Raw genomic sequence first — 24,613 nt, 5'->3', positions numbered from 1 at the left:
TCGGGCTCAGGAGTATTGAACCTCGATCTCGTCCAGCTGATGGTCGAAGCTTTTCAGCCGCGCGGTCCAGGTGTACACCAGCACTTCGAAATCCCGGTCGATCACCGCTCCGCCCGGCCCGTCGCTGCGTGGGTCGCAGAAATCCAGTTGATAACGCTCGCGGGCCATGGCTGTGGCGACGTCCGACAGTTCGCGGGCGTTGTTGAGCCAGTGCCAGCCGTCGCCGGCGACTTGTCGGTCGAGGGCCAGACATTGTTTTTTCAGGGCTTCGAGGCTTTTTTCCAGCGGCGTGCCGGTGAGCTCGCCCATGACTTCGGCGAAGGTACGCCCCGGCTGCCAGTAGCCTCCCCAGAAGTAGCGGTCGAATACGGTTTCGACTTTGCGCAGCGCGACTTTGGTGTCCCAGATCAGCAGCAGCGTCTTGCTTTGCTCAAGCTGGCGTTTTTTGAGTCGCTGGGTCTGCACCAGCGCCGACGCCACGACCACGATCGCCATGACCGCGATCAGCGCCACGGTGCTGTCGAGAAAGACCATTGCCTTGTCGATCTGGTGGGCCAGCATGATGCCGTAGAAGTAGGTGGCCGACAGCAGCACCAGGGCTACCAGGGCGCACCAGAAGCCAAGAGCGTAAGGGTTTTTCATTATTGGTTTCCCCTAGACCTGCGCTAGCGATGTGCACTGAAAAGGCGCCTGGTTCGGGGCGCCCTTTCAATACTTCAAAGCATAGCAACGGCCTCAGGGTTTGCTGGCGCTCGAGGCTTGCGTTCGTCCGCTTTCCCAACCGCCGCCCAGGGCGAGGAACAAATCGATCTGGCTCATGGCAACCTGGGTGTTGGCGGCGGCCAGTTGCGCGGTGACATCGGTGTAGGTGCGGGTGGCCTGCAGGTCGGCGAGGAACGACTCGCGGCCGGCCTGGAAGAAGCGGTGTGTCTGATCCGCCGCCAGTTTCGCCGACTGCTCGGCATCGGCCAGTGCATCGCGGCGTTGCAGCAGCGCGGAGTACTGGGACAGGCCGGTCTGGGTTTCACGGATGGCGTTGAGCACCACGCCGTCGAAATGCGCCAGCGCGCCCTGGGTCGTGGCTTCGGCTTCACGGATGCGGGCCCGGGCGCCGTTGGTCGGCACGCTCCAGCTCAGCGACGGGCCGAAGCCCCAGCGGTTGGTGGAGGGTTTGCCAAGGTTATCCAGAATGCCGACGGTGCCGATCGTCGCGCCGAAACTGATGTCCGGGTACAGCTCGCCGGTGGCGATGCCGATCCCGGCGGTCGCGGCCGCCAGACGCCGCTCGGCCTGGCGGATGTCCGGCCGACGCTTGAGCAGCGCGGCGCCGTCACCGACTGGCACCAGTTGCGCGATTTTCGGCAGCTCGGCACAGGTCGCGGTGCCGGCCGGCAGTTGATCGACAGGCTTGGCCAGCAGCATCGACAGCCGGAACAACCCGGCCTGCCGCGCCGCCTCATAACGCGGCATGTCGGCGCGCAGGGATTTGAATTGGGTCTGCGAACGGGTGACCTGGGTTTCGTCGCCACGCCCGGCATCGCGCAGGCGCTGGATCAGGGTGGTGCTCTGGGATTGCAGGTCGAGGGAATGCTGGGCGATTTCCCGTTCTTCGTTGGCCGCGCAGACCTGGGTGTAGGCCCGCACCACGTCGGCGACCAGAGTGATGCGCGCGGTATCGGCCGCGGCCTGGGTCGCGTCGGCGTTGGCCTTCGCCGCTTCGATCCCGCGTTGCAACGTGCCCCACAGATCGAACTGATAGGACGCACTGATGCCGATATCGCCGATGTTGGCCACCGGCACTTTCTCCGGCAGCAGGAACGCCTCGCCGGATTCCTGCAAGCGTTGCGCGCCCATCTTCACGCCGCCGCTCCAGCCACCGGCCGCTTCGGCTTCATCGACCTGCGCACGGGCCCGCGACAAGTTCGCCGCCGCCACTCGCAGATCGGTGTTGGACGCCATGGCCTGCTGCACCAGTTGATCCAGACGCGGATCCTGGTACAGCCGCCACCAGTCCGCCGGCACCGGGGCCGACACCACCGGTTTGCCGGCCACCGCCAGGTCGCCCTGGAAATCCTTGCGCTGGATCGCCGCGTCTTCGGGCACGTGGTAGTCCGGCCCGACCATCGAGCAGGCCGACAGCATCATGCCCAAACCGGCGATCATCAGAGCCCTGCTCATTTGGCGGGCTCCTGCGGTTGATCGTCGATGATCGACACAGTGGCGGTACGCCCGGCGATCATGCGGAAATCATCCGGTACGTCGTCGAAGGCAATGCGCACCGGGATCCGTTGCGCCAGACGCACCCAACTGAACGCCGGATTGACGTTGGGCAGCAGGTTGCTGCCGCTCGAACGGTCGCGGTCTTCGATACCGGCGACGATGCTTTCGACATGTCCGCGCAAGCGGGCGCGGTCGCCGATCACGCGGATATCCACCGATTGCCCAATGTGGATGCCGTCGAGTTTGGTTTCTTCGAAATAGCCGTCGATGTGGAACGAATTGCTGTCGACCACCGACAACACCGGACGCCCGGCGGTGACGAATTCCTGCGAGCGTGGCGCACGGTCGTTGACGTAGCCGTCCACCGGGCTGCGGATCACCGAGCGATCGAGGTTGAGCTGAGCGCTGTCCACCGCCACCAGCGCTTCGGCCAGGGCCGATTGCGCGCGGGCCACTTTCGACAGGCTTTCTTCCAGCTGTTCGGCCGGCACCAGATTGCCCAGACCACGGTTACGCTTGGCTTCACGCTGCGCCTGAGCCAGGGTTTCTTCGCGATCGGCGACCGCCGCCCTGGCCTGGCGCAGCGCCAGTTTGAAACGGTCCTGGTCGATGCTGAACAGCACCTGGCCGCGCTTCACCAACTGGTTGTCTTTCACTTCGACCTGCTGGATCAGCCCGGACACGTCCGGGGCGATCTGCACGATGTCGGCGCGAATGTGGCCGTCGCGGGTCCAGGGCGCGAACATGTAATACATCACCATGCGCCAGACCACGACGACGGCGAAAGTCACGATCAGCAGCGTCAGGACGACGCGACCGAGGGTCAGAAACGGTTTTTTCATGTCATCAGGTATCGACTGAGTGAATCCACGCCGTACAGCATCAAGGCGTAGAGAGCCACGTTGAACAATGCCCGGTGCCAGACCAGACGGTAGAAATGCAGGCGTGTGAGCACGCCGTGTACCAACACAAACAACACATAAGTGATGCCCATCAACACCAGCAGGGTCGGCAGGAAAATGCCGCTGATATCCAGATCACCGATCATAGGGGCGCTCCTTCGGGCAGCGGTTCTTCGGGCTCTGCGTTGGAAACGAATTCCACGCCGGGCAACAGCGCCAGGCGCAAACCGCTCAAGGCGTGCAACAGATTGAGCCGGGTTTCTTCATCGCCGTGGCCGTTGAGCGCACGGCGGGTGCGATCCATGGTCATCAGCAAGGCGCTTGGCGCCGGCAGGCGTTCGCCGGCCTTGAGGCAGGCCCGGAAATACTCGCCGACCTCTGCCACCACTTGCTTGAGCAACGCGTTCGGCGCGCCCGTCACTCGCGGTGTGTAGGCGAGCAGGTCGAGCAGGTTCAGCCCTACGCGCACTTCGCGCATGGCGATGCCGGTGTCCTGCCCGGTCAGCGCCAGACGCGGCAGGTGCTGCATCAGACGGTCGAGCAGTTGCACACCCAGTTGCCGGTGTTCGGCGAGGTTCGCGGGTTCGGTCATGCTGACGATGTCTTTCCAGCTGAAACGGGTCAGGCGCTTGGCCGCCAGTTCGGCGCCGAACGGCCGGGCGATCAGGGTCCAGATAAACGCGAACAACAACCCAATCGGGCCCGCCAGGTTGGAATTGACGAAGGCAAAGAAGTCCGCGTCGTAAGCACCGGAAATGCTGATGAACGACGAGGTGTTGACCAGCGTCAGCAGCATGCCGAGGTAGAAGCGTGGCTGCACCGTCAGGGTGCCGACACAGATGAACGGCACCGCGAACGCCAGCACCAGCATCGGAAAGTCATGCAGGTTCGGCAGTACCAGAAACAGGTACAGACTGGCAAACAGCACCGACATTCCGGTCCAGAAAAAGAACCGGTAAATCTGCGGCGCCGGGTCGTCCATCGAGGCGAAGAAGCTGCATGACACCGCCGCCAGAATCACCGCGCTGCCGCCGTCGGTCCAGCCCAGCAGGATCCACAACACCGAGGCAACGATGATCGCCAGAATGGTCGAGGCCACCGAATACAGCATCAGCCCGCGGTCGATGAATGGCGTCAGACGCCCAAGGCGCCAGTGGCGATAGACCGCGCGCCAGCTGTCCTGACGTTCGCACAGAATCGCGTCCTGCAGGCTGCGGCAGTCCTGCCAAAGATCGATGAACTCGCCGAGGCGATACAGCGCGTTGGAAAACAGCAACTGTTTGCGATCTTCCAGGGCTTCGGCGCTCGGTTGCAGCGCTTCGAGCTGATCCCGCAGGGCTTGCCAGCGGTCGAGATCGGCGTCTTTGTGGCCGAGCCATTCGCGAGTCGCGGTGAGCAGTGGTGCGAACTTTTCCACCAGCTCGGGCGTGCGCCTTTCGAGGGCGTAAAGCGAATCTTCGAGGGCATCGATCACCGGCAGCAGGTGAATCATCCGGCCGCGCAGTTCCTTGGTGTTGCGTACGGTTTGCGGCCGCGCACCTTCGTGCGGCAACTGGCCGATCATCAACTCCAGGCTGTTGAAACTGCCGACCATGGCCATGCGCAGGGCTGCGACCTCTTCGGGCTGCACGTCGCGGCTGAGGAATTTCAGGCTGTAGGTCGTGGCGTCGGCGAACCATTTGCCCACGGCGTCGTTGAACACCGGCGCCAGGCGTCGTGGCCAGAACATTGCGCCGACCACCGCCGCTACGGCGATGCCGAGAAAGATTTCCTCGGTCCGCGACTCGGCCACGTCCCACACCGCCAGCGGGTTATCCACCACCGGCAGGGCGATCAACGGCAAGGTGTAGCCGGCCAGCATCAGCGCGTAGTTGTTGGCGGTGCGCAAATGCAGGGACAGAAACAGCAGAATACCCGTCCACAAGGCGATGACCACCACCAGCACATACGGGCTCTGGACGAACATCGGCACGAACAACACCGCCGCCGCCGCACCGAGAAACGTGCCGATCGCCCGATACAACGCCTTGGAACTGGTCGGGCCGAGGAAAGGGCTGGAAACGATGTACACCGTGGCCATCGCCCAGTACGGACGCGGCATCTGCATGAGCAAGGCGATGTACAGCGCGGTCATCGAGGCCGCAAACGTGCGGACCCCGTAGAACCAGTCCCGCGCCGGGGGCATGCCGGAAAAGAACCCGTTCACGGATTGATCACCGTTGGCGGAGTGGCCGCCTCAAAAGCTCTCAGTACTCGAAGCGTAGCCTCCAGATCGCGCTGGTCGATGCCTTCGAGCACTTCATGACGCAGACGTACCAGTTGCGCCTCCACCGCTTGCACCAGCTCACGGCCGGCGTCGGTCAGGCTCAGGCATTTGGCGCGACGGTCCTGGGCATCTTCGGTGCGGCAGACAAACCCGGCGTGACACAACTGATCGAGCAGGCGCACCAGCGACGGCGACTCCATCCCCGCCGCCTGCGCCACCTGCACCTGGCGCACACCCTCGCCCAACCGCCCGATCATCAACAACGGGACGGCGCAGGCTTCGGAAATTCCATAGTTGACCAGCGTGGTCTGGCAGATCTTCCGCCAATGCCTGGCGGCCACCACCATGGCACTGCTGATGTTCATCTGGAGAGCGTCGAGGTTATTCGGCACGAGGGAATGCACACACTGTTAGTTTGCTAACTATCAATATCGCATTGGAGGGGAAATTCAGTCAAGTTTTGAAACAAATCTCCTCGAAGGTTTTTTACAGTTGATCCAGCTCGATGGGTTTTCCAATTTCATTGCGTCGCGAGTGAATGATCAACGCCAAATACTGATCGTCCAGCCGTTCAATAACCGCCTCATACAATGATGCGGAAAGCAGGACAGCTAAAACTTGACTGTGCTTTTGTAAAACGACTGGCTCATATTTGACGTCCTCGATTACCGCATCAAAATTTTCTTTAAAAGCCTCGACACTGATCATTTTTACCGGGGGGAATCTTTGCATTTTTCAGCTTCCAGTCTTCTTTGAAATCGGAAGCTACCCCAGATAGAGAGGGCGATTGAGGATATCCTGTGACGAAATTTTACGCTGACTAAGCGCCCCGCCCCTTCCTCAACATCACATCCAGCTGATCCACCACCTCTGCCCAATCCGCATCATCGAGAATCTCGTCCCGCAGGAAATCCGCCTGGCTCTCGCTCCAGAAAAACGCGTCGCACAGGTGCAGTTCGGGTTTGAGCGGGGAATGGGTGGCGATGAACTGGTCGATGCTGACCGGGTCGTTGTCCAGGCCGAGTTGCTTGAACAGGGATGGGAGGCTGTGCGTCGGGTTTTCCATGTCGGAACTCCTGCGAGATTTATAGGGTGTGAAAGATTTTTCGCGAGCAAGCCCGCTCCCACAGGTTTAGCGCAGAACCTGTGGGAGCGGGCTTGCTCGCGATTGGCGTCGGCACAGACGCTAAAAAAGCTACTGACTCAACTCCCGCACCTGCGCATGCGGCACCATTTTCAGGAACTCGGGCATGCTCATGTGCAGCAGGTTGTTGTGGTTGCCGGCTTCCAGGTAGATGTCTTTCTGCCGGGTCAGCAGCGGGTCGATGACCATGTCCAGGCCATAGGAATCGCCCAGTGGCGGTACGGCGCCGCGTTCGCAGTCGTCGAAAATGTGCGCCAGATTGCTTTCGCGGGTGATTTGCCATTCGCCGCTGCTGCGCACCTTGCTCAAGTCCAGGTGTCGGCTGGCGGGCAGCACCGCCATCAGGTAGTGCCCGTGACGGTCGTCCAGGATCACCGATTTGGCCACCCGTTCTGCGGCAATCCCGGAGACCCGCGCCGTTTCCAGGCTGCTGGACGAGTGCGGGTGGGTGACGATGTCATATTCGCATTGCGCCCGGTTGAGGCTGCTCTGCACTTTCTTGGCCATACGCATGATGCACCTCGGTGCCCGCCGACGCTGCGCGGCGGACGGTAATGAAACGCTGTGGCTGTCCTTCAAAGTCTAGTCCCGTCGGCCGCGCACACCGGGAAATCCGCCCACTGGCGGGGCGGGGAGAATTGATCAAAATTCATCCAGCCACAGCCTCAACTAGACTGTAAGAACAACCCCTGACTCTCGCGGAGGGTCACGTGAACATCCGTTGCTGTGCGTTTGCCCTGTTGCTGCTGAGTGAATCGGTGGTTGCGGCAGACACCCCGTTTACCGCTGTCAGCCCGGTCGGTCTGTGGCTGATCACCCTGGGCATCGCGTTTCTGATCGCCGAAGCCGCGCTGCCCAACTACGGGGTGATCGGCCTCGGCGGCATCGTCATGTTTGTGATCGGCGCGCTGATCCTGAGCAACGCCGAACTGCCGGTACCGATGATGATCGGCCTCGGCCTGGTCAGCGCCCTGTTGCTGATCGCGCTGCTGGTCCGCGCCCTGAAAACCCGACCGCGCCAACCGGTCAGCGGCGATGCCGGCCTGCTCGGCAGTGTCACGGCGGTGACGGTGGTGCAACCGGAAGACAGCCGCAACGGCTGGGTGCAGTTGCAAGGAGAACGCTGGCAGGTGCTGAGCGCCACACCGCTGCACACCGGGCAACCGGTGCGGGTGGTCGGGCGCAAGGGTCTGTTGCTGCAAGTGGCCGCGACTGACGCGGCACCGCTCGGAGAGTGATCATGGGTCTGCAAATCGGTTTTGTCGCGCTGCTGCTGTTGCTGATCGCCCTGGCCGGCTCGACGTTCCGCATCCTGCGCGAATACGAACGCGGCGTGGTGTTCCAGCTCGGACGCTTCTGGCAGGTCAAAGGGCCGGGGCTGATCCTGCTGATTCCGGTGGTGCAGCAAATGGTCCGGGTCGATCTGCGAACCATCGTCCTCGACGTGCCGCCGCAGGACGTGATCACCCGCGACAACGTGTCGGTGAAGGTCAACGCGGTGCTGTACTTCCGCGTGCTCGACCCGCAGAAAGCGATCATCCAGGTCGAAGACTTCCTCATGGCCACCAGCCAACTGGCCCAGACCACCCTGCGCGCGGTGCTCGGCAAACATGAGCTGGACGAACTGCTGGCCGAACGCGAACGCCTGAACATCGACATCCAGCAAGTGCTCGACGCCCAGACCGACGCCTGGGGAATCAAGGTCGCCAATGTCGAGATCAAGCACGTCGATCTCAACGAATCGATGGTGCGCGCCATCGCCAAGCAGGCCGAAGCCGAGCGGGAACGGCGCGCCAAGGTGATCCACGCCGAAGGCGAATTGCAGGCCTCGGAAAAACTCATGCAGGCCGCCGAAATGCTCGGTCGCCAGCCCGGCGCCATGCAACTGCGCTACATGCAGACCTTGAGTTCGATTGCCGGCGACAAGAGCTCGACCATCGTCTTTCCGTTGCCGATCGAACTGCTCAAGGGCATGGCAGATTTGTCAGGTAAATCCTGAGGCAAAAGCTCGCAGTCGGCAGCGGCGTCTATAGAGGTGCGGCTTTAGTCGAGTGGTGGCTGGGGGATGAACAGGCGTGCGTTGGCGCCGCCGGCATGGACTTCGGCGCCGGGCTGCCAGGTGGCGGGTAAGGGTGAGAATTCTTCCGCAGCGCCGAACGTCCCGACCAGCCAGACCCGTCCATGCCCCGGCAATTGTGCGAGGCTGTCCAGATAGACGTCGCGGCTCACCAGTGTGCCGAAGCCGTACTCATTCGGTTGTGTCGAACGGCCGTCTGCTGTCGGCGGAGTAAAGAGGCGCACCTGCGCACCGCTGCGGTCGTAATAGACGTAGCTCAAGTACCAGAGCATGTCGCTGGTGACGATACGATCGCCCGGCAGGAAATGCCGATTGACGTAGTTCACCACGCGGTCGAACTGATCATCGCTGTCGACGGTGGCGTTGTTGTTCACGCCGAGCAGTTCCACGCCGATCAGTGAGAACAACACCGCCAAAGCGAGCAACCGTGCGTGGCTGTACAAACGGTCAATGGCCAACGCCGCCAGCATCGGCAACCCCAGGGCGTACGCCGTCAAATAGCGCTCGACGAAGACCGGCGTGATGAACGACACCGCAAATACCAGCAGCAGCGGCAGTCCGGTGTACAGCGCCAACAGCATACTGCCGCGCGACACGCTGCGATCGCGCATCACCGCGACAGCCGCCAGTGCCAGCAATGCCAGGGGCAACGCTGCGAACGTCAGCAGCGGTAACGTATCGCCATCGTCCTGAATCAACCACGACCAGATCATCGACGGCAGCGAACTCAAGGTGACGGCCGGCTCCCAGCCGACATCGCCGCCGGCCCTGAGCTGTTCCATGTGCTGCATCAAGTCGAACAGATTGGGCAGCCAGGGCAGGTACAGCACGACGATGGCCAGGTTCGCCAGCCACCAGTTCCAACGCTGGATATGGCGGAATCGATAACCGCGCTGTACGCGGATCGCGATCAGGTAGAGCCAGTGACACAAAACCGCGAGAACGGCGAAGTAGTGGGTGTAGAAGGCCGCGCTCATCAACAACGCGTAAATCACCAGATAGCGGTTTCGCTGGGGGCGCCTGATCCAGTAAACCAGCGCCAGGCTCGCGGCGAGCAACAGTCCTCCGAGCAACGCGTACATGCGCACTTCCTGGCTGTAGCGCACCGCTGTCGGCAGCAGCGCCAGCAACAGACCGGCGATGAAGGCGGCCCGGCGTGTGGCCAGGCGATCCACCAGCCAGACGCCCAACCCGACCGCCGCGATGCCGGCCAGCGCACTCAGGCAGCGGATCGCGAAGATGCCGTCACCGAACAGCTCGATCCAGCCATGCAGCAGTATGAAGTACAGCGGCGGATGCACATCGAAGGCTGCGTGCTTCCAGATTTCGCTCAACGGATAGCGCGCCAACAGCAGACTGGACCCTTCATCGCCCCAGATCGCCGCCGCCGTCAGGTCATAAAAACGCACGAACGCCGCCAGCGCGAGGATCGGCCACAGCCAATGGTGTTTTACCCAGCGCACCCAGCGCAGACTGCCGAACCAGGAGCCGGGTGCGGCAAAGGGATCTTGCGTGTCGCCCATTGGCGTGACTCTGTTAACCGCCATTGTTTCCTCTTGCCGCGCCGTTGCGCCACGAGAGTATGACGCGCCAACCTGCTCATCACTTTAGGTCAGCCACAGCAGAATCGTCGACGCCGGCTGGCGCTTTCGCGACACCCGGCAACACGGCGGTCCGGTTCTCGTCTGGGTACACCGACTCCCATCCCCCACCCAGCGCCCGGTACAGCCCGACCATCGCCAGTGAAACGCCGGTGGAGCTTTCCACCCATTGTTCCTGGGTGGCGAGCAGTGCGCCTTGCACGGTGAGGACGTTGACGAAGTCGACCACGCCTTCGACGTATTGCTGTTGCGCGGTGCGCAGGGCGATCTGGTTCTGGCGCACGGCTTCGGCGAGGCTGTCGCGGCGGCGCTGGCTGGCGTTGTAGGCGGTCAACTGGTCGTCGATTTCGTGCCAGGCGCGCAGGACGGTCTGTTGATAACCGATCGCCGCTTCCTGCTGCTGGGCTTCGCGCAGTTGCAGCATGCCGCGCAAGCGGCCGCCGTCGAACAGCGGCAGGCTGAACTGCGGGCCGATGCCGAAGGCGCGAGAGCCCCAGGAACCGAAATCGCTGAGTTGCATGGCTTGCGAGCCGAGGTTGCCGGACAGGGTGATGCGCGGATAGAAATCGCCCTTGGCCACGCCGATGTTGGCGGTGGCGGCATGCAACCGGGCTTCGGCCTGGCGAATGTCCGGGCGGCGTTCGGCCAGTTGCGACGGCAGGCCGATGGCGACGGTCAATGGCGACTGCGGCACCGGCGCGTCTGTGGATAACTCTTGAGCCAAGGCCTGTGGCGGTTCGCCCATCAACAGGCTGATGGCGTTGATCAGTTGCGCCTGACGTTGCTCCAGCGCCGGCAGGCGCGATTCGATGGCCGCCACCTGCGCGGCGGCTTCGGCGACGTCGAGATCGGTGGCCACGCCATCGTTGAGGCGCAGTTGCGAGAGCTTCAGGCTGTGCCGCGCCACGTCGAGGTTCTGCTCGGTGACCGCGCGGGTGTTCTGCACACCACGCAGCTGGATGTAGTTCTGCGCGGTGTCCGCGAGCACCGCCAGCAGCACACCGCGACGGTCGTTTTCCGCGACTTCGAGATTGGCATCGGCCGCTTCGGTTTCCCGGCGCACACGGCCCCAGAAGTCCAGTTCCCAGGAGGCGGAGAAACCGGCATCCCACAGGTTGAAGGCGGAATCGCCGTTGTGCCCGGACGGGTCGTTCAAGCCTTCGCCGCTGTTGCGTTTGCGGGCGTAGCTGCCGGTGGCGGCGGTCGTCGGATAGCGGTCGGCGCTGATCACCTGACGGGCAGCGCGGCTTTGTTGCAGGCGGCTGCTGGCCAGTTGCAGGTCGAGGTTGCTGCGCAAGGCGCGCTGAGTCAGGGCCGAGAGCTGTGCGTCGTGAAAGACTTCCCACCAGCGCTCGTTCAACGGTTCGCTGACGGCCTGGCTGGGGGCACTTTTTGACGGTTTTGCCCACTCGGCAATCCGGGTGGCTTCGGGTTTCTGGAAGTCCGGGCCGACGGTGCACGCCGCCAACGCCGACAGACTCAGGACAACCGTCATGGACTGAAAGCGCTTCATCGCTGCGTCACCTCACGCACCGAGGTGGCCGAGCTTTCGGTGTCGATGCTCGCCTCTACCGACATCCCCACTCGCAGCCGTTCGGCCAGCGGCTGGCCCGGATCCAACAGGACCTTCACCGGAATCCGCTGCACAACTTTGGTGAAGTTGCCGGTGGCGTTGTCCGGTTTGACCGCCGCGAAGGTCACGCCGGTAGCCGGGGCGATGCTTTCGACACGGCCGGTGAGGGCTTCGCCGCCGAGGCTGTCGACCCGCACGACCACGTCCTGCCCCGGCTGCACGTCGGTGAGCTGGGTTTCCTGGAAGTTGGCGACCACATAGGCCTGTTTCAGCGGCACCACCGCCAGCAGTTTGCTGCCCGGCGTCACATAGGCGCCGACCCGTACGGCGCGCTCGCCGATCATGCCGTCCTGGGGCGCGGTGATGCGCGTGTAGGACAGCTCGAAACTGGCGATTTCCAGCGCGGCCTGAGCGTGCTTCAAACTGCCTTCGGCGGCATCGCGCTGCGCCGTCAGAATCTCGACCTGCTTACGTTCCGCCGCCAGTTTCGCGGTGGCCGTGTCCAGCCGCGCAGAAGCCTGATCAATCCGGGTGCGCGCCTGCTGCGCGTTCTGCACGGTGCCGGCACCGACGCCGGCCAAGTGGTTGTAGCGGTTCAATTCCTGCTGGGCGAAAGCCATTTCAGCCTTGGCCGAAACCACCGACGCCTGCGCCTGAGCGATCACCGAAGTTTGGCGCTCCAGCGTGGCCTTGGCGTTCTGCAATTGAGCGCGGGCGACCAGGGTTTGCGCATCGGCGGCTTCGGCGGCGGCGCGCAGGTCGCGGTCATCGATCAGCGCCAGCAATTGCCCGGCCTTGACCTGCTGGTTGTCTTCCACCAGCACCTCTTTGATGAATCCGGCCACACGCGGCACCACCAGGGTGAAGTCGGCAGAGACGAACGCATCGTTGGTGTTCTGCTGGGTGCGTTTGCCGAACAGGCCGGGCATCGCCAGATACACCAGCACACCAACCGCCAGCGCAGCGGCTACGGCCACCGCGAGTTTTTGCTTTGCTTGAGTCGTCATAAAAACCTTCTGTTCCAGTCAGGTCGGCGCGCGCGGCGGAAAGATCCGCGTCGGCAGCCAGAAAATCAGCAGGATCAGCGCCACCGCGACGCCGGCCATGCACAGATAAAGATCCGAGGAAGTCAGCACCACCGCCTGTTCGTGCAGACGATGGGCGAGGCCGGGGTCATTGCTTGCGGCCAGCGGTGAGTTGCCGAGGCGATCGACCAGCATCGTCGAGTGAAAATGCAGGCGCGCCGTGGTCAGTGCTTCGATCACGCCGGTGGCGACCACCGCCGCCAAGCCTTTCACGGTGTTGAACCAGGCCGAGGCGAACGGCCCGTCCTGGGGCTGGATGCTGCCGGTCGACAACATCAACAGCGGCAGCACCGCCATCGGCTGGCCGAAAATCTGCAGCCATTGCAGGACGTAGAAATCGTCGCGAATCCATTCCGAGGTCAGTTGCGAGCCGCCCAGGCACGACAGGGTCAACATGCTCAAACCGACGCCGAGCACCCAGCGGCAATCGACCCAGCGCAGGTTGCACAGCGCCGCCACCAGCGGCAGCGCGATCAACTGCGGCAACGCCGCGATCAGCATGATCGGCGCGGTCTGTACCGGCCGGTAACCCTGCACCTGAGCCAGATAACTCGATGGAATCAGCACCACCGCCAGCAGCACCACCAGCACGCCGGCCAATGTCATCAGGGCGAACGACAGGTTGCGGATGCCGAGCATCTGCAACTTGAAAAACGGGATTGGCTGCGACCATTCATTGATCAGAAACGCCACCAGCAACAGCGAACCGGCGCCGAGCAAAGCGCAGATCAGGTTGGATTCGAACCAGTCCAGGCGATTGCCCTGCAACAGGCCGATCACCAGCATGCAGATCGCCGGAAAGCCCAGCAGCAGGCCTTTCCAGTTGAACGACTTGAGGCGCTCCAGGCGCAGCGGATCCTGTGGAATGCCCCAGGCAACCATCGCCATGGCAATCAGGCACGGCACGATGATTTGCCAGAACGTCCATTGCCAGCCGACGTACTCGGTCCACAACCCCGCCAGCGGCGTGCCGAGACCGGGGCCGAACGTCGCGGTCAGGGCGTAACCGGCCAGACCGTAAAGCTTGATGTTGGCCGGCAGGAATCGCAGCGCGACGGTCATCAGCATCGGCGGCAACGCGCCGCCAGCCAGGCCTTGCAGGATGCGCATCAGCAACAGGCTTTCGTAGTTCGGGGCGAACGGACAGAGCACCCCGAGCAGGGTGAACACGCCGATGGCGCACAGGGTGAAGCGACGCAGGGAAAAGGTCACCGAGCACCACGGCGCGAATGCCATGGCCGCCACCGAGGTCGCGGTGTAGCCGGCGACCAGCCAGGTGCCTTCGTCGTAGCCGATGCTCAGGGCGCCACGAATGTCGGCCAGGGCGACCTTGGTCACCATCTCGTTGAGACCCGACACCAGCACCGCCAGCAGCACGCCGACCAGACCGATGATGATCCGCGCCCCGAACACCGGTGGCGCGGCTGCCATCGGAGCGGTTGCGGCGATCGGCGCCGTGACCGTCAGGGATGTCATGCAAGCAAACTCCGGAGGGAAAAATACCGGAGCATGTTAGTAGGGCTTAGTGCTGACGAAAATTGACTTATTGGCAGCTTATAAGTGCGCCAGACGCAATCGTCAGGGCTGCGCCGCCAGCCAGGTTTCGTCGCAGCAAGTCTTGAGGGTTTCACGCAGCCAGCGGTGGGCCGGATCCTTGTCGAAACGCGGGTGCCAAGCCTGGGTCAGCATCAGGGTCGGCAACGGGACCGGAAGATTGAACGAGCGCAGCTTCAAGCCCAGCCGCCGCACGCTGAGCAGCGCTTCCTTGGGCACTGGCAGGATCAGGTCAGAGTCTGGCAGGGCAAACATCGCCGCGTGGAAACTCGGCGCAATCACTGCCACCCGCCGCTCCAGCCCCAGGGCATTCAAAGCGGTGTCGATGGGCCCACGGGCGATGCCCCGGCGGGACATGCTGATGTGGGAAAAACCGGCGTAACGTTCGGCCGTGATCTCGCCATCCAGCAGCGGATGATCCTCGCGCACCAGACCGACAAAGTGGGTGGAAAACAGGTTCTGCACTTTGACTTCCGGCGTCACCGGGCGTGTGTTGCTCACGCTCAGATCGATCCGCCCTTCGCGCAGGGCTTCATCGTCACCGTCACCCTCGGGCACGAAGCGCAGCTCACAGTGCGGCGCCAGTTGATCGAGGGTGTCGAACAGCTTGCCGCCGTACACCCCGACGAAAAAATCGTTGGCACGAATGCTGAAGCGCCGGCGCAACGTGCCCAGCTCCACGGCATCGGCCGAGCGAAACAGCAACGCCGCCTGCTCGACCACATCGCGCACCTGCTCGCGCAGCTCCAGGGCCTTGGGCGTCGGCACCAGACCGCGACCGGCGCGCACCAGAATCGGATCGCCAATGGCTTCGCGAATCCGCGTCAGGGTGCGGCTCATGGCCGCCGGGCTGAGGTTCATCCGCCGCGCGGCGCCGACCACACTGCCCTCGTCGAGCAAAGTGTCGAGGGCGACCAACAGGTTCATGTCCGGGAGTTGCATGCTGAGCACTCGTGACTGATCAGGATTGATTCGCACGCAATGCTAGCAGATCAGAAAATCAGCGCTGCATCCCCCAGCGCTTCACCGTCACCCGCTCCAGCGTGTCGAACACCAGGTTCTCCACCAGCAAACCGATGAGGATCACCACCGCCAGACCGGCAAACACCTTGTCGGTGTACAACTCATTGCGGTTCTGGAAGATGTACCAGCCCAAACCACCCTTACCGCTGGTGGCACCGAACACCAGCTCGGCGGCGATCAGGGTGCGCCAGGCGAAGGCCCAGCCGATTTTCAGCCCGGCGAGGATCGATGGCAGCGCTGCCGGAATCAGGATGAACAGCACGAAGCGCATGCCCTTCAAACCGTAGTTGCGCCCGGCCATGCGCAGGGTTTCCGAGACGCCGAGAAACCCGGCGTAAGTGTTCAACGCCAACGCCCACAGCACCGAATGCACCAGCACGAAAATCAGGCTGTTCTGGCCCAGGCCGAACCACAGCAACGCCAGCGGCAACAGGGCAATCGCCGGCAGCGGGTTGAACATCGAGGTCAGGGTGCTGAGCAAGTCCCGACCAACCTGGGTCGAAACCGCCAGCGTGGTCAGGGCGAAGGCCAGGACAATGCCGATCAGGTAACCCTTGATCAGCACCACCAGCGAGATCCACACCTTGCCCAGCAGTTCGCCGCTGAGCAGGCCGTCATACAGCGCGTGACTGGTCTGCAAGAAGCTCGGCAGCAGCAGGTCGTTGTTCTGCACCCGGGCCACAACCTCCCAGAGCACGGCGAGCAAAATCAGGATCACGCTTTTGCGCAGCCAGCCCTGTTGCCACAGGCGCTGGCCGAGCGGCAGCTCGCGCTCCACCGGGACGCTGGTCAGCGGTTGCAGATCGTTTTCGAATTCTTGACGTACGGATGATGAATGGCTCATCGGGCAATCCTCCAGGCGGCTCAATAAGCGATGCGGATATCGGTGAAATCCAGTTCGCGCTCGGTTTCCGGCGACTGTCCTTCATCGAACAGCAACCGGTGAATGCGCCGCGCCGATTCCTGAAACGCTACACCGCCGAGGCTGTGCAAATCGTATTGATGACTGTGCACTTCCGCCCTCACCCGGCCCGGATGCGGCGACAACAGCAGGATCCGATTGCCCACCACCAGCGCTTCTTCAATCGAGTGGGTGACGAACAGCAAGGTGAACCGCACCTCCTCCCAGAGCAGCAGCAATTCCTCCTGCATCTTGCGTCGGGTCAGGGCATCCAGCGCGGCGAACGGCTCGTCCATCAGCAGGATTTTCGGCTGCATCGCCAGCGCCCGGGCAATCGCCACCCGCGCTTTCATGCCGCCGGACAAGGTGTGCGGATAGGCATCGGCGAAAGCGGCCAGACCGACCTTTTCCAGATAGTGCAGCGCACGCTCCTCGGCTTCCTTTTTCTTCAGCGTGCGCGAAGCCAGCAGCGGAAACATCACGTTCTGTTTGACGGTTTTCCACGGTGGCAGTTGATCGAACTCCTGAAACACCACGATCCGGTCCGGTCCCGGCGCGTCGACCCGCTGGCCCTGCAGACGGATCTCGCCCTCGCACGGTGCAATGAACCCGGCGACGGCTTTGAGCAAGGTGGATTTACCGCAGCCGGAAGGACCGAGCAGCACGAAGCGATCCTGTTGATCGACTTCGAAGCTGACCTGATGGGTGGCCCGCACGACGCGCTGCGGCGTGCGGTATTCGAGGCTGACCTGATCGACCGCCAACAGCGCTTGCGCAGTGGCGATCGGGTTGCTGGCCGCGTGGCCTTGCAAAGGGGCGTTCATGTCGATCAGCTCCCCTGCAACGGTTTGGCGTCCTGGAAGAAGTAGTCCTTCCACGATTCGGGTTTGTTCTTGATCGCGCCGACGCGGTAGAGGAATTCGGCGAGCGGGTAGGTGTTTTTCGGCGTGACGCTGAATTCGAATTGCGGGTTGTCGATGATTTTCAGCAACGCTGCGCGGTCGATCTTGGCCTTGGTCACACGGATGTATGTATCGGCCGCCGCGCCTTTATCGTTCTGCGCAAACTGTGCGGCTTCGGTCAGCGCTTCGACGAATGCCTTGTAGGTTTTCGGGTTCTCGTTGCGGAATTTCTCGGTGGCGAACAGCACGGTCGGCGAATTCGGGCCGAGTACGTCATAGGAATTAAGCACGACGTGGACGTTCGGATTCTCCAGCGCCTGATCCTGGAACGGCGGGTTGGAGAAATGCCCGGTCAGTTCGGTGCCGCCGGCAATCAACGCGGCGGTGGCGTCCGGGTGCGGAACGGCGATGGTGTACTTGTCGAGGCGATTGAATTCCTTGTCGCCCCACTGTTTGGCCGCCGCGTATTGCAGGAAGCGCGACTGCACCGAAACGCCCACCGCCGGCACCGCGATGCGGTCCTTCTCGGTGAAGTCAGCGATGGTTTTGACCTTGGGGTTGTTGCTGACCAGGTAGTACGGGAAGTTGCCCAACGAGGCCACGGCTTTGACGTTCTGCTTGCCGTGGGTGCGATCCCAGATCGTCAGCAACGGCCCGACACCGGCGCCGGCAATGTCGATGGAGCCGGAGAGCAACGCATCGTTGACCGCCGCGCCGCCGGACAGCTGGGTCCAGTCGACCTTGATGTCGAGCCCTTCCTGCTTGCCGTACTTCTCGATCAGTCCCTGATCGCGCACCACGTTGAGCAACAGATAAACAATGCCGAACTGCTCGGCGATGCGGATCTCACCTTCGGCGTGGGCCACGGTCGGCGCCACCAGGCTGCCGGCGATCAGGCTGAAACCGAGGCCGATGGCCGCCGCCAGCGGTGCGAATGGAAGACGTTTGGACATGATCGGATCTCCGGCAAATCAGAAAGGCGCATCGCCCTGAATGGTGGTGCGATACAACTTGCGGCGCAGGTGCGCAGGGCAACCGGCGGCAAGGTGGATCAGCGAGCGGTTGTCCCAGAACACCATGTCGTGGGGCTGCCATTGATGGCGATAGATGTTCTGCGGCAGCACGCTGTGGGCGTAGAGCTCGTCGAGCAGCTGTTTGCTCTCGTCTTCCGGCAGGCCGACGATGCGGGTGGTAAAGCCTTCGCTGACGAACAACGCCTTGCGGCCGTTTTCCGGATGGGTGCGGACCACCGGGTGCACGACCTCGGCGACCTGGGCCAGTTGCTCCGGGGTCAGGGTCGGGCGCCAGTTGCCTTCGAATTTGGTTTCGCTGTAGCGCGCGGTGTAGGAATGCGCAGCCGAGCGGCCTTCAACGGCTTTGCGCAGCGCGTCGGGCAGGCTGTCCCAGGCTTTGTGCATGTCGGCGAACAGGGTGTCGCCGCCTTCGGACGGTAGTTCCTGGGCGTGCAGCATCGAGCCGAGGCTCGGCAGTTCTTTATAGGAAAGGTCCGAGTGCCAGAACTTGCCGGCATCGCCGAGGCCGATGTTCTGGCCGTTTTCGACGATGTTGGAAACGATGAGGATTTCCGGGTGATTGGCCAGCAGGAACTGCTTGAGCACGTGGATCTGCAACACGCCGAAGCGGCGGCTGAAGTCGATCTGCTGTTGCGGGGTGATGCGCTGGTCGCGGAACACCACGACGTGGTGATCGAGGTGCGCGCGGTGGATGCGGGCGAAGTCTTCATCGTTGACCGGACGGGTCAGATCGAGGCCGATGATCTCGGCGCCGACGGCACCGCTGAACGGGCGGACTTCGAAGGTTTGCGGCGCGGCAGTCGCGGCGCTTGGGGTAGCAGTAGCTGCGGACATCAATCAATCTCCCACGCACGGCGCGCTCGATGGCGCGCGCGTCGATCAGAAACTCACGCTGGATTGCGTGTTGGTTCGTGTCGTGCGGCGCGCCGATTGGTCGGCAGGTACGCAGGAGGCTGACTTTATAGCTATAAGAAGCGGAATTTAAATACTGTTAACGAATAACGATATGGCGAATGCTTAGGAATAGACTGGATGGTGAGTGACCATTTGTGTCACTTCTGGACGGAATGTGTTGTTCCGACAGACGCCTCGCGAGCAGGCTCGCTCCCACACTTGATCTCCAGTAAACGCAAAATCTGTGTTCGACTCAGATCGAATGTGGGAGCGAGCCTGCTCGCGATGAGGCCATCAGCCTCGAATAGAATCAACGCTCGTGCAACGCCTCGGCCCGCGCCCGGATGATCGGCTTGAGCAGATAGCTCAGCACGGTCTTCTTGCCGGTGATGATGTCCACCGACGCCACCATCCCCGGGATGATCAGCAACGGCTTCTCGTCAGTGCCGAGATGGCTGCGTTCGGTGCGCAGCTTGATGACGTAGTAGGTGGTTTTCTTGTCTTCATCGGTGATGGTGTCGGCGCCGATCTGCTCAAGTTTGGCCTTCAGGCCACCGTAGATGGTGTAGTCATACGCGGTGAACTTCACCGTGGCCTCCTGGCCCGGATGCAGGAACGCGATGTCCTGTGGGCGGATCTTCGCTTCGACCAGCAAGGTGTCGTCCAGCGGTACGATTTCCAGCAGGTCACTGCCCGGCTGGATCACGCCGCCGATGGTGTTGACCAGCATCTTGTTGACGATACCTCGCACCGGCGAGGTGACGAGCGTACGGCTGACCCGGTCTTCCAGCGCCTTGCCGGTGGCCTGGGCCTTGTTCAGGTCGGTGCGCGCCTCGTTCAACTGAGTCAGGGCTTCGCTGCGGAATTTGCCGCGGGTCTCGTCGATCTTGCGCTGTACTTCCTTGATCGCCGATTCGGCGCGCGGGATCGCCAGGGTGGTGGCGTCGAGCTGACCACGGGTTTCCACTTCGGCACGCTTGAGTCGCAGCACTTCCACCGGCGATACCGCGCCCTGGGCCACCAGCGGCTCGGACATGTTGATTTCCTGGCGTTGCAGGCCGAGTTGCTGGCGGTATTGCGCCTGCTTCGAGGTGAATTCGCGCAGCTCCTGCTGGCGCTGGATCAACTGCTCCTGCAGGCCACCGACCTCGTCGTGCAGTTGCTGGCGACGGCTGATGTACAACGACTCTTCGCTCTTGGCCTGACCCGGCACGGCTTTGAGCACGTCCTCGGGGAAATTCAGCGGCCGGTCATCGACCTCGGCGCTCAGGCGCTCGACCCGCAGCAGCATCGACAGGCGATCAGCCTCGGTTTCACCGACGTTGGAGGCGAAACGCGTGTCATCCAGACGCACCAGCGGCGCGCCGGCCTCGACGATCTGGCCTTCCTTGACGAACAGCTCGGAGACGATCCCGCCCTCGAGGTTCTGGATTTTCTGGATCTTCGACGAGGGAATCGCCTTGCCGTCGCCCTTGGTCACTTCGTCGATGACGGCGAAGTTGGCCCACAGCATCAGGAACACGAAGAAACCGATGATCGCCCAGATCGTCAGCCGCACCACGCGCGGCGCGTCCTCGATCAAGGCCTTGTTGACCTCTGGCAGCGGCTGGCCCTGCAGCGATGCCGAGCCCTTGAAGTAGCGGCGGATCGAATCCTTGAAACCCGACTTAAGCAACACTGATCTGCCCCTTCTTCAACGCTTCCATGACGGCCGCTTTCGGGCCGTCGGCGAGAATCTGCCCACGGTCGACCACCAGCAGGCGATCGACCAGCGACAGCAGCGATGCCCGGTGCGTCACCAGCACCACGGTCTTGTTTTCCACCACCGCCGCGAGGCGTTGCTTGAGGCGTTCTTCGCCGGTGTTGTCCATGGCGCTGGTCGGTTCGTCGAGCAACAGAATCGGCGGATTGAGCAACAGCGCCCGGGCCAGCGCGACGTTCTGGCGCTGGCCACCGGACAGGTTCTGCCCGCGCTCGCCGACTTGCAGCTCATAACCCTGCGGGTGCAGTCGGGCGAATTCGTGGACGCCGGCCAGTTCAGCGGCCTGCAGGACAAGTTCGTCTTCGACGTAACGAGCGCCGGAAATCAGGTTGTCGCGCAGGGTGCCGGCCAGCAGCTGGATGTCCTGCGGCACGTAGCCGATGTTGTAGCGCAGCTCGCTGACGTCGATCTGGCGGATGTCGACGCCGTCCACCAGCAATGCGCCGTCATCCGGCTGATAGAGGCCGACCAGCAATTTCGCCAGCGAACTTTTGCCCGAGCCGCTGCGACCGATGATGCCGATCTTCTCGCCGGGACGGATCACCAGGTTGATGTTCTTCAGCGCCGGGTTCTGTTGTTCCGGGTAGGTGAAGCTGAGCTGGCGGCATTCGATCGCGCCTTGCAGCACCTTGCGGCTCAGCGGGCGCTCTTCGAAATTGCGCTCTTGCGGCAGCTCCATCATCTGGTCGACCGAAGTCATGGTCACCCGCGCCTGCTGGTAACGGGTCAGCAGACCGGACAGCGACGCCAGCGGGCTGAGGGCGCGGCCACTGAGCATGTAGCAGGCGATCAGGCCGCCCATGCTCAGGTTGCCGGCGATGATCTGGTACACGCCGAAGACGATCATGATCACCCCGGCCAATTGCTGGATCAGCAGGGTGATGTTCATCGCCAGACCGGAGAGCATTTTCACCCGCAGCTCGAGGCGGCTGAGGGTGCCGATGGTTTGCTCCCACTGATATTGGCGTTCGCTTTCGGCGTTGTTGACCTTCACCGCGTCGAGGCCGGCGAGGGTTTCGATCAGGCTCGACTGACGCTCGGCGCCGAGGGCCATGGTGCGTTCCATGGTTGCCACCAGCGGTTTCTGCAAGGCATAGCCGATCAGCAGCGCAATCGGGAAGGCCAGCACCGGAATCCACACCAGATGCCCGCCGAGAATCGCGATGACGATGAAGATCAGGATGGTGAACGGCAGGTCGATCAGGCTGGTCAGGGTCAGCGAGGCGAGGAAGTCGCGCAGGCTCTGGAACTCATGAATGTTCTGGGCAAAGCTGCCGACCCGCGCCGGGCGGTATTTCATGGCCATGCCGACGATGCGTTCGAACAGCGTGGCGGAGATGATCAGGTCGGTTTTCTTGCCGGCCAGATCCAGGCACAGGCTGCGCAGGCTCTTGAGGATCAGGTCGAACAGATAGGCGCCGGTGATGCCCAGCGCGAGCACCCACAGGGTCGCTTCGGCCTGGTTCGGTACCACGCGGTCGTAGACGTTCATCACGAACAGCGGCGCAGCCATGGCGATGATGTTGATCAGGAAACTGGCGGCGATGGCGTCGGCGTACAGCCAGCGCGAACGCTTGAGGGTGTCGCGAAACCACGAGCGCGCACGCGGGATCAGCGTGCCGTGGTTGACGTCGAATTTGTGCTGGGGTTGGGCGAAGAACACTTTGCCGGTGTAGTCGTCGGCCAGCAGCTCGCGGCTGACCAGGGATTCGCCGCCGTCGCTTTCGCTGAGCAGCACCCGTGCTTCATTCTCACCCTGCCAGCCGAGCAGGACGGCACTGCGGCCATCCTTGAGCAGCAACAGCGCCGGCATGGCAATCGCCGGAATTTCTTCAAGCTTGCGCTGCAGCACCCGCCCTTGCAGCCCGGCGCGCGCCGCTGCACGGGGCAGCAGCTCGACACTCAGGCGTTGTTTGGGCAACGGCAGGCCGGTGGTCAGCATCGCCGCGCTGGCAGGTTTCTGGTGGAGCATGCAAAGAGCGAGCAGACCATCCAGTAACGGATCGTCGTGCAACGCGCGTGGATCATGACTGAGATGAACTCGACTGACTTCTGATTCCACGCTCGACACTCTTTAGCAGTTGAAAAGGGACAACTCAATTCATCCCAGGCAGCTGGACCTTGGGCTTCACGTCGTTCTGCACAACGGATGCCAAGGGTGCGACCACTCCCTGGCTCTTGAGCAATTCGCCCATGGTCGCCTTGATTCGATACTGAGTAAATAACTGAATGTTTTTGATTTCAGCCAGACGCCGCGAAGCGGTGAACAGCTCGTTTTCGCTGTCGAGCAAATCCAGCAGGGTCCGTTCGCCGAGGCTGAACTGGCGCTGATAAGCAGTGCGCACCGAGGTGCTGTGATCAACGTACTGCTGAGCGATCGGCACCTGGGCGTTGGCGTTGTTCAGGGCGTTCCAGGCCAGGCCCAGTTCTTCATTCAATTGGCGCAAGGCGTTGTTGCGGATATCCAGCGCCTGGTTCGACAGGTAGGACTTGGATTCCAGATCCGCCTTGTTGCTGCCGCCCGAATACAGGTTGAAGCGCATGCGCAACATGGCCTGCCATTCGTTGTTGTGACCGTTCTGGCCGTCGAGGTCGTTGTCGGCAGTGCGGCCCAGCTCGGCGTCGAAGCGCGGGTAGAAGGTCGACTTGGCAGTCTCGTATTGCTTCTCGGCCGCGGCGATATCGGACTCGGCCGAACGCAGGATCGGGCTGTTTTCCAGCATCTGCTGGCGCGCTTCATTCAGGTTGGCCGGCATCATCGCCATGAACGGCGCCGGACGCTCCAACTGATCGGGCATCTGGCCGACAGCGCTGAGGAAGTTGGTTTCCGAATCGGCGAGGTTGGTCTGCTCGGTGATCAGGTTGTTGCGGGCCTGGGCCATCCGCGCTTCGGCCTGATCGAGGTCGGCCCCGCTGCCGACGCCGCGCTGGGTGCGCAGCTGGATCTGGTCGTAGATGCGTTGGTGACTTTTGAGGTTTTCTTCGGCCAGACGCACGAATTCGCGACGGGTCAGCACATCCAGATAAACCTGGGCCACGGTCAGCGCGGTGCGTTCGGAAGTGCCGAGCAGGGAATACGCGCGGGAGTTGACGGTGGCTTGTTGACGCCCGACTTCGCTGGACGTCGCAAAACCGTCAAAAACCATTTGCGACAGACGTAAACTTGACTCGCTGCGGTTCAGGGTTTCCCAGTGATTGCCGCCACCATTGGCGCGGGTGGTCACGCTGTCGGTGCCTTCACGACCATAACCGCCCAGCAGATCGACCTTGGGCAGGTATCCACCTTTTGCAGCCTTTAATTGATAATCCGCGGCCAGCCGACTGTTGACCCCTGCCTGGATTTCCGGATGGACATCCAGCGCCTGCTGCATGGCTTCTGGTAAGGATTGTGCTTGTACGAAAGAGGCGGCGAGAGCGAAGGGTAGAGCCTTGAACAGGTGCGAACGCATGGTAAAGATTTCCCAGAACTTCTTGTCTTGAATCACAGCAAATTGGTGAGCTGCGTCGGAAGATGGCAACCGGAATGACCGTATGTCGGAAAGTTTAAAACCGGAACTGGATCACACGCTGAAGGGCAGGTCGCCGCATAAATATCAATGTGACATTACTGGGACGATTGTTTAGGATGGCACCCAGAAGGTCAATAGTTTGGCATAAAGTTAATAGCGAAAGAAT

23 protein-coding genes are annotated in these 24,613 nt (G+C 62.4%); 2 read left to right on the top strand and 21 right to left on the bottom strand.

The annotated features are described in order from the left end of the window. Positions 1-6 precede the first annotated feature (6 nt). The 9 genes from ACKUG4_RS03760 to ACKUG4_RS03720 all read right to left on the bottom strand — a co-directional run bounded on the left by ACKUG4_RS03760 (position 7) and on the right by ACKUG4_RS03720 (position 7,045). Entirely contained in the window at positions 7-642 is a 636-nt protein-coding gene (locus ACKUG4_RS03760) for a hypothetical protein (protein WP_011331886.1), read from the bottom strand. Between the two features lie 93 nt (positions 643-735). After that, positions 736-2,178, bottom strand: a complete 1,443-nt coding sequence (locus ACKUG4_RS03755) for an efflux transporter outer membrane subunit (RefSeq protein WP_064382679.1) — start codon at positions 2,176-2,178, stop codon at positions 736-738. Then, positions 2,175-3,062 (bottom strand): efflux RND transporter periplasmic adaptor subunit, encoded by an 888-nt coding sequence (locus ACKUG4_RS03750; protein WP_064592600.1) that lies wholly within the window; start codon positions 3,060-3,062, stop codon positions 2,175-2,177. The genes ACKUG4_RS03755 and ACKUG4_RS03750 overlap by 4 nt, the downstream gene beginning before the upstream one ends. Further along, positions 3,059-3,268: a DUF1656 domain-containing protein gene (locus ACKUG4_RS03745; protein WP_064592598.1), complete on the bottom strand. Its 210-nt coding sequence runs from the start codon at positions 3,266-3,268 to the stop codon at positions 3,059-3,061. The genes ACKUG4_RS03750 and ACKUG4_RS03745 overlap by 4 nt, the downstream gene beginning before the upstream one ends. Then, positions 3,265-5,328, bottom strand: a complete 2,064-nt coding sequence (locus ACKUG4_RS03740) for an FUSC family protein (protein ID WP_445433490.1) — start codon at positions 5,326-5,328, stop codon at positions 3,265-3,267. Before ACKUG4_RS03740 ends, ACKUG4_RS03745 begins: the two co-directional genes overlap by 4 nt. Further along, positions 5,325-5,753, bottom strand: coding sequence for a MarR family winged helix-turn-helix transcriptional regulator (locus tag ACKUG4_RS03735; RefSeq protein WP_039773010.1), 429 nt, complete (start codon positions 5,751-5,753; stop codon positions 5,325-5,327). The genes ACKUG4_RS03740 and ACKUG4_RS03735 overlap by 4 nt, the downstream gene beginning before the upstream one ends. A 121-nt stretch (positions 5,754-5,874) precedes the next feature. After that, on the bottom strand, positions 5,875-6,120 hold the full coding sequence (locus ACKUG4_RS03730) for a type II toxin-antitoxin system Phd/YefM family antitoxin (protein WP_445433489.1): 246 nt from the start codon (positions 6,118-6,120) through the stop codon (positions 5,875-5,877). A gap of 88 nt (positions 6,121-6,208) precedes the next feature. Further along, on the bottom strand, positions 6,209-6,454 hold the full coding sequence (locus ACKUG4_RS03725) for a DUF2789 domain-containing protein (RefSeq protein WP_085613325.1): 246 nt from the start codon (positions 6,452-6,454) through the stop codon (positions 6,209-6,211). A 129-nt stretch (positions 6,455-6,583) separates the two neighbouring features. Then, positions 6,584-7,045: an aminoacyl-tRNA deacylase gene (locus ACKUG4_RS03720; protein ID WP_007957669.1), complete on the bottom strand. Its 462-nt coding sequence runs from the start codon at positions 7,043-7,045 to the stop codon at positions 6,584-6,586. Positions 7,046-7,242: 197 nt separating this feature from the next. On the opposite strand from ACKUG4_RS03720, the gene ACKUG4_RS03715 reads away from it, so the two are divergent. Both ACKUG4_RS03715 and ACKUG4_RS03710 read left to right on the top strand, forming a co-directional pair. Further along, positions 7,243-7,770: an NfeD family protein gene (locus ACKUG4_RS03715; RefSeq protein ID WP_445433488.1), complete on the top strand. Its 528-nt coding sequence runs from the start codon at positions 7,243-7,245 to the stop codon at positions 7,768-7,770. Between the two features lie 2 nt (positions 7,771-7,772). After that, entirely contained in the window at positions 7,773-8,531 is a 759-nt protein-coding gene (locus ACKUG4_RS03710) for a slipin family protein (protein ID WP_039773021.1), read from the top strand. 44 nt (positions 8,532-8,575) lie between these two features. Here the strand turns inward: ACKUG4_RS03710 and ACKUG4_RS03705 are convergent, their stop codons facing one another. The 12 genes from ACKUG4_RS03705 to ACKUG4_RS03650 all read right to left on the bottom strand — a co-directional run bounded on the left by ACKUG4_RS03705 (position 8,576) and on the right by ACKUG4_RS03650 (position 24,387). Further along, positions 8,576-10,156, bottom strand: a complete 1,581-nt coding sequence (locus ACKUG4_RS03705) for a glycosyltransferase family 39 protein (RefSeq protein WP_445433487.1) — start codon at positions 10,154-10,156, stop codon at positions 8,576-8,578. Positions 10,157-10,211: 55 nt separating this feature from the next. Further along, positions 10,212-11,723 carry an efflux transporter outer membrane subunit gene (locus tag ACKUG4_RS03700; protein ID WP_445433486.1) on the bottom strand — a complete coding sequence of 504 codons (1,512 nt, stop codon included), beginning with the start codon at positions 11,721-11,723 and terminating at the stop codon, positions 10,212-10,214. Further along, complete coding sequence (locus ACKUG4_RS03695) at positions 11,720-12,790, bottom strand: HlyD family secretion protein (protein WP_085613328.1); 1,071 nt, start codon at positions 12,788-12,790, stop codon at positions 11,720-11,722. Before ACKUG4_RS03695 ends, ACKUG4_RS03700 begins: the two co-directional genes overlap by 4 nt. Before the next feature lie 18 nt (positions 12,791-12,808). Continuing rightward, positions 12,809-14,344, bottom strand: a complete 1,536-nt coding sequence (locus ACKUG4_RS03690; protein WP_445433485.1) for an MFS transporter — start codon at positions 14,342-14,344, stop codon at positions 12,809-12,811. 102 nt (positions 14,345-14,446) lie between these two features. Further along, a complete protein-coding gene (locus tag ACKUG4_RS03685; RefSeq protein WP_445433484.1) occupies positions 14,447-15,364 on the bottom strand; it encodes a LysR family transcriptional regulator in 918 nt (305 codons plus the stop codon). Between the two features lie 58 nt (positions 15,365-15,422). Beyond that, complete coding sequence (locus ACKUG4_RS03680) at positions 15,423-16,289, bottom strand: ABC transporter permease (RefSeq protein ID WP_011331855.1); 867 nt, start codon at positions 16,287-16,289, stop codon at positions 15,423-15,425. A 20-nt stretch (positions 16,290-16,309) separates the two neighbouring features. Continuing rightward, positions 16,310-17,170 (bottom strand): ABC transporter ATP-binding protein, encoded by an 861-nt coding sequence (locus ACKUG4_RS03675; protein WP_007957720.1) that lies wholly within the window; start codon positions 17,168-17,170, stop codon positions 16,310-16,312. A gap of 5 nt (positions 17,171-17,175) precedes the next feature. Beyond that, a complete protein-coding gene (locus ACKUG4_RS03670) occupies positions 17,176-18,201 on the bottom strand; it encodes an ABC transporter substrate-binding protein (RefSeq protein ID WP_007957722.1) in 1,026 nt (341 codons plus the stop codon). Between the two features lie 18 nt (positions 18,202-18,219). Next, on the bottom strand, positions 18,220-19,116 hold the full coding sequence (locus ACKUG4_RS03665) for a TauD/TfdA dioxygenase family protein (RefSeq protein WP_064592579.1): 897 nt from the start codon (positions 19,114-19,116) through the stop codon (positions 18,220-18,222). A gap of 370 nt (positions 19,117-19,486) precedes the next feature. Beyond that, positions 19,487-20,854 carry an HlyD family type I secretion periplasmic adaptor subunit gene (locus tag ACKUG4_RS03660; RefSeq protein ID WP_011331851.1) on the bottom strand — a complete coding sequence of 456 codons (1,368 nt, stop codon included), beginning with the start codon at positions 20,852-20,854 and terminating at the stop codon, positions 19,487-19,489. Further along, positions 20,844-23,000, bottom strand: a complete 2,157-nt coding sequence (locus ACKUG4_RS03655; RefSeq protein ID WP_039773034.1) for a type I secretion system permease/ATPase — start codon at positions 22,998-23,000, stop codon at positions 20,844-20,846. The genes ACKUG4_RS03660 and ACKUG4_RS03655 overlap by 11 nt, the downstream gene beginning before the upstream one ends. Before the next feature lie 34 nt (positions 23,001-23,034). Next, positions 23,035-24,387: a TolC family outer membrane protein gene (locus tag ACKUG4_RS03650; protein ID WP_011331849.1), complete on the bottom strand. Its 1,353-nt coding sequence runs from the start codon at positions 24,385-24,387 to the stop codon at positions 23,035-23,037. Positions 24,388-24,613 lie beyond the last annotated feature (226 nt).

The organism is Candidatus Pseudomonas auctus (genome assembly GCF_048654275.1).
Lineage (GTDB): Bacteria > Pseudomonadota > Gammaproteobacteria > Pseudomonadales > Pseudomonadaceae > Aquipseudomonas > Aquipseudomonas pharyngis.
Note: the sequence above shows the minus strand (reverse complement) of the source record. Positions and strands in the feature narration are given on the sequence as shown.

Coding starts and splice junctions, on each gene's coding strand:
- ACKUG4_RS03760 (WP_011331886.1), bottom strand. CDS start 642: ATGAAAAACCCTTACGCTCTTGGCTTCTGGTGCGCCCTGGTAGCCCTG.
- ACKUG4_RS03755 (WP_064382679.1), bottom strand. CDS start 2,178: ATGAGCAGGGCTCTGATGATCGCCGGTTTGGGCATGATGCTGTCGGCC.
- ACKUG4_RS03750 (WP_064592600.1), bottom strand. CDS start 3,062: ATGAAAAAACCGTTTCTGACCCTCGGTCGCGTCGTCCTGACGCTGCTG.
- ACKUG4_RS03745 (WP_064592598.1), bottom strand. CDS start 3,268: ATGATCGGTGATCTGGATATCAGCGGCATTTTCCTGCCGACCCTGCTG.
- ACKUG4_RS03735 (WP_039773010.1), bottom strand. CDS start 5,753: ATGAACATCAGCAGTGCCATGGTGGTGGCCGCCAGGCATTGGCGGAAG.
- ACKUG4_RS03730 (WP_445433489.1), bottom strand. CDS start 6,120: ATGCAAAGATTCCCCCCGGTAAAAATGATCAGTGTCGAGGCTTTTAAA.
- ACKUG4_RS03725 (WP_085613325.1), bottom strand. CDS start 6,454: ATGGAAAACCCGACGCACAGCCTCCCATCCCTGTTCAAGCAACTCGGC.
- ACKUG4_RS03720 (WP_007957669.1), bottom strand. CDS start 7,045: ATGCGTATGGCCAAGAAAGTGCAGAGCAGCCTCAACCGGGCGCAATGC.
- ACKUG4_RS03710 (WP_039773021.1), top strand. CDS start 7,773: ATGGGTCTGCAAATCGGTTTTGTCGCGCTGCTGCTGTTGCTGATCGCC.
- ACKUG4_RS03705 (WP_445433487.1), bottom strand. CDS start 10,156: ATGGCGGTTAACAGAGTCACGCCAATGGGCGACACGCAAGATCCCTTT.
- ACKUG4_RS03700 (WP_445433486.1), bottom strand. CDS start 11,723: ATGAAGCGCTTTCAGTCCATGACGGTTGTCCTGAGTCTGTCGGCGTTG.
- ACKUG4_RS03695 (WP_085613328.1), bottom strand. CDS start 12,790: ATGACGACTCAAGCAAAGCAAAAACTCGCGGTGGCCGTAGCCGCTGCG.
- ACKUG4_RS03690 (WP_445433485.1), bottom strand. CDS start 14,344: ATGACATCCCTGACGGTCACGGCGCCGATCGCCGCAACCGCTCCGATG.
- ACKUG4_RS03685 (WP_445433484.1), bottom strand. CDS start 15,364: ATGCAACTCCCGGACATGAACCTGTTGGTCGCCCTCGACACTTTGCTC.
- ACKUG4_RS03680 (WP_011331855.1), bottom strand. CDS start 16,289: ATGAGCCATTCATCATCCGTACGTCAAGAATTCGAAAACGATCTGCAA.
- ACKUG4_RS03675 (WP_007957720.1), bottom strand. CDS start 17,170: ATGAACGCCCCTTTGCAAGGCCACGCGGCCAGCAACCCGATCGCCACT.
- ACKUG4_RS03670 (WP_007957722.1), bottom strand. CDS start 18,201: ATGTCCAAACGTCTTCCATTCGCACCGCTGGCGGCGGCCATCGGCCTC.
- ACKUG4_RS03665 (WP_064592579.1), bottom strand. CDS start 19,116: ATGTCCGCAGCTACTGCTACCCCAAGCGCCGCGACTGCCGCGCCGCAA.
- ACKUG4_RS03650 (WP_011331849.1), bottom strand. CDS start 24,387: ATGCGTTCGCACCTGTTCAAGGCTCTACCCTTCGCTCTCGCCGCCTCT.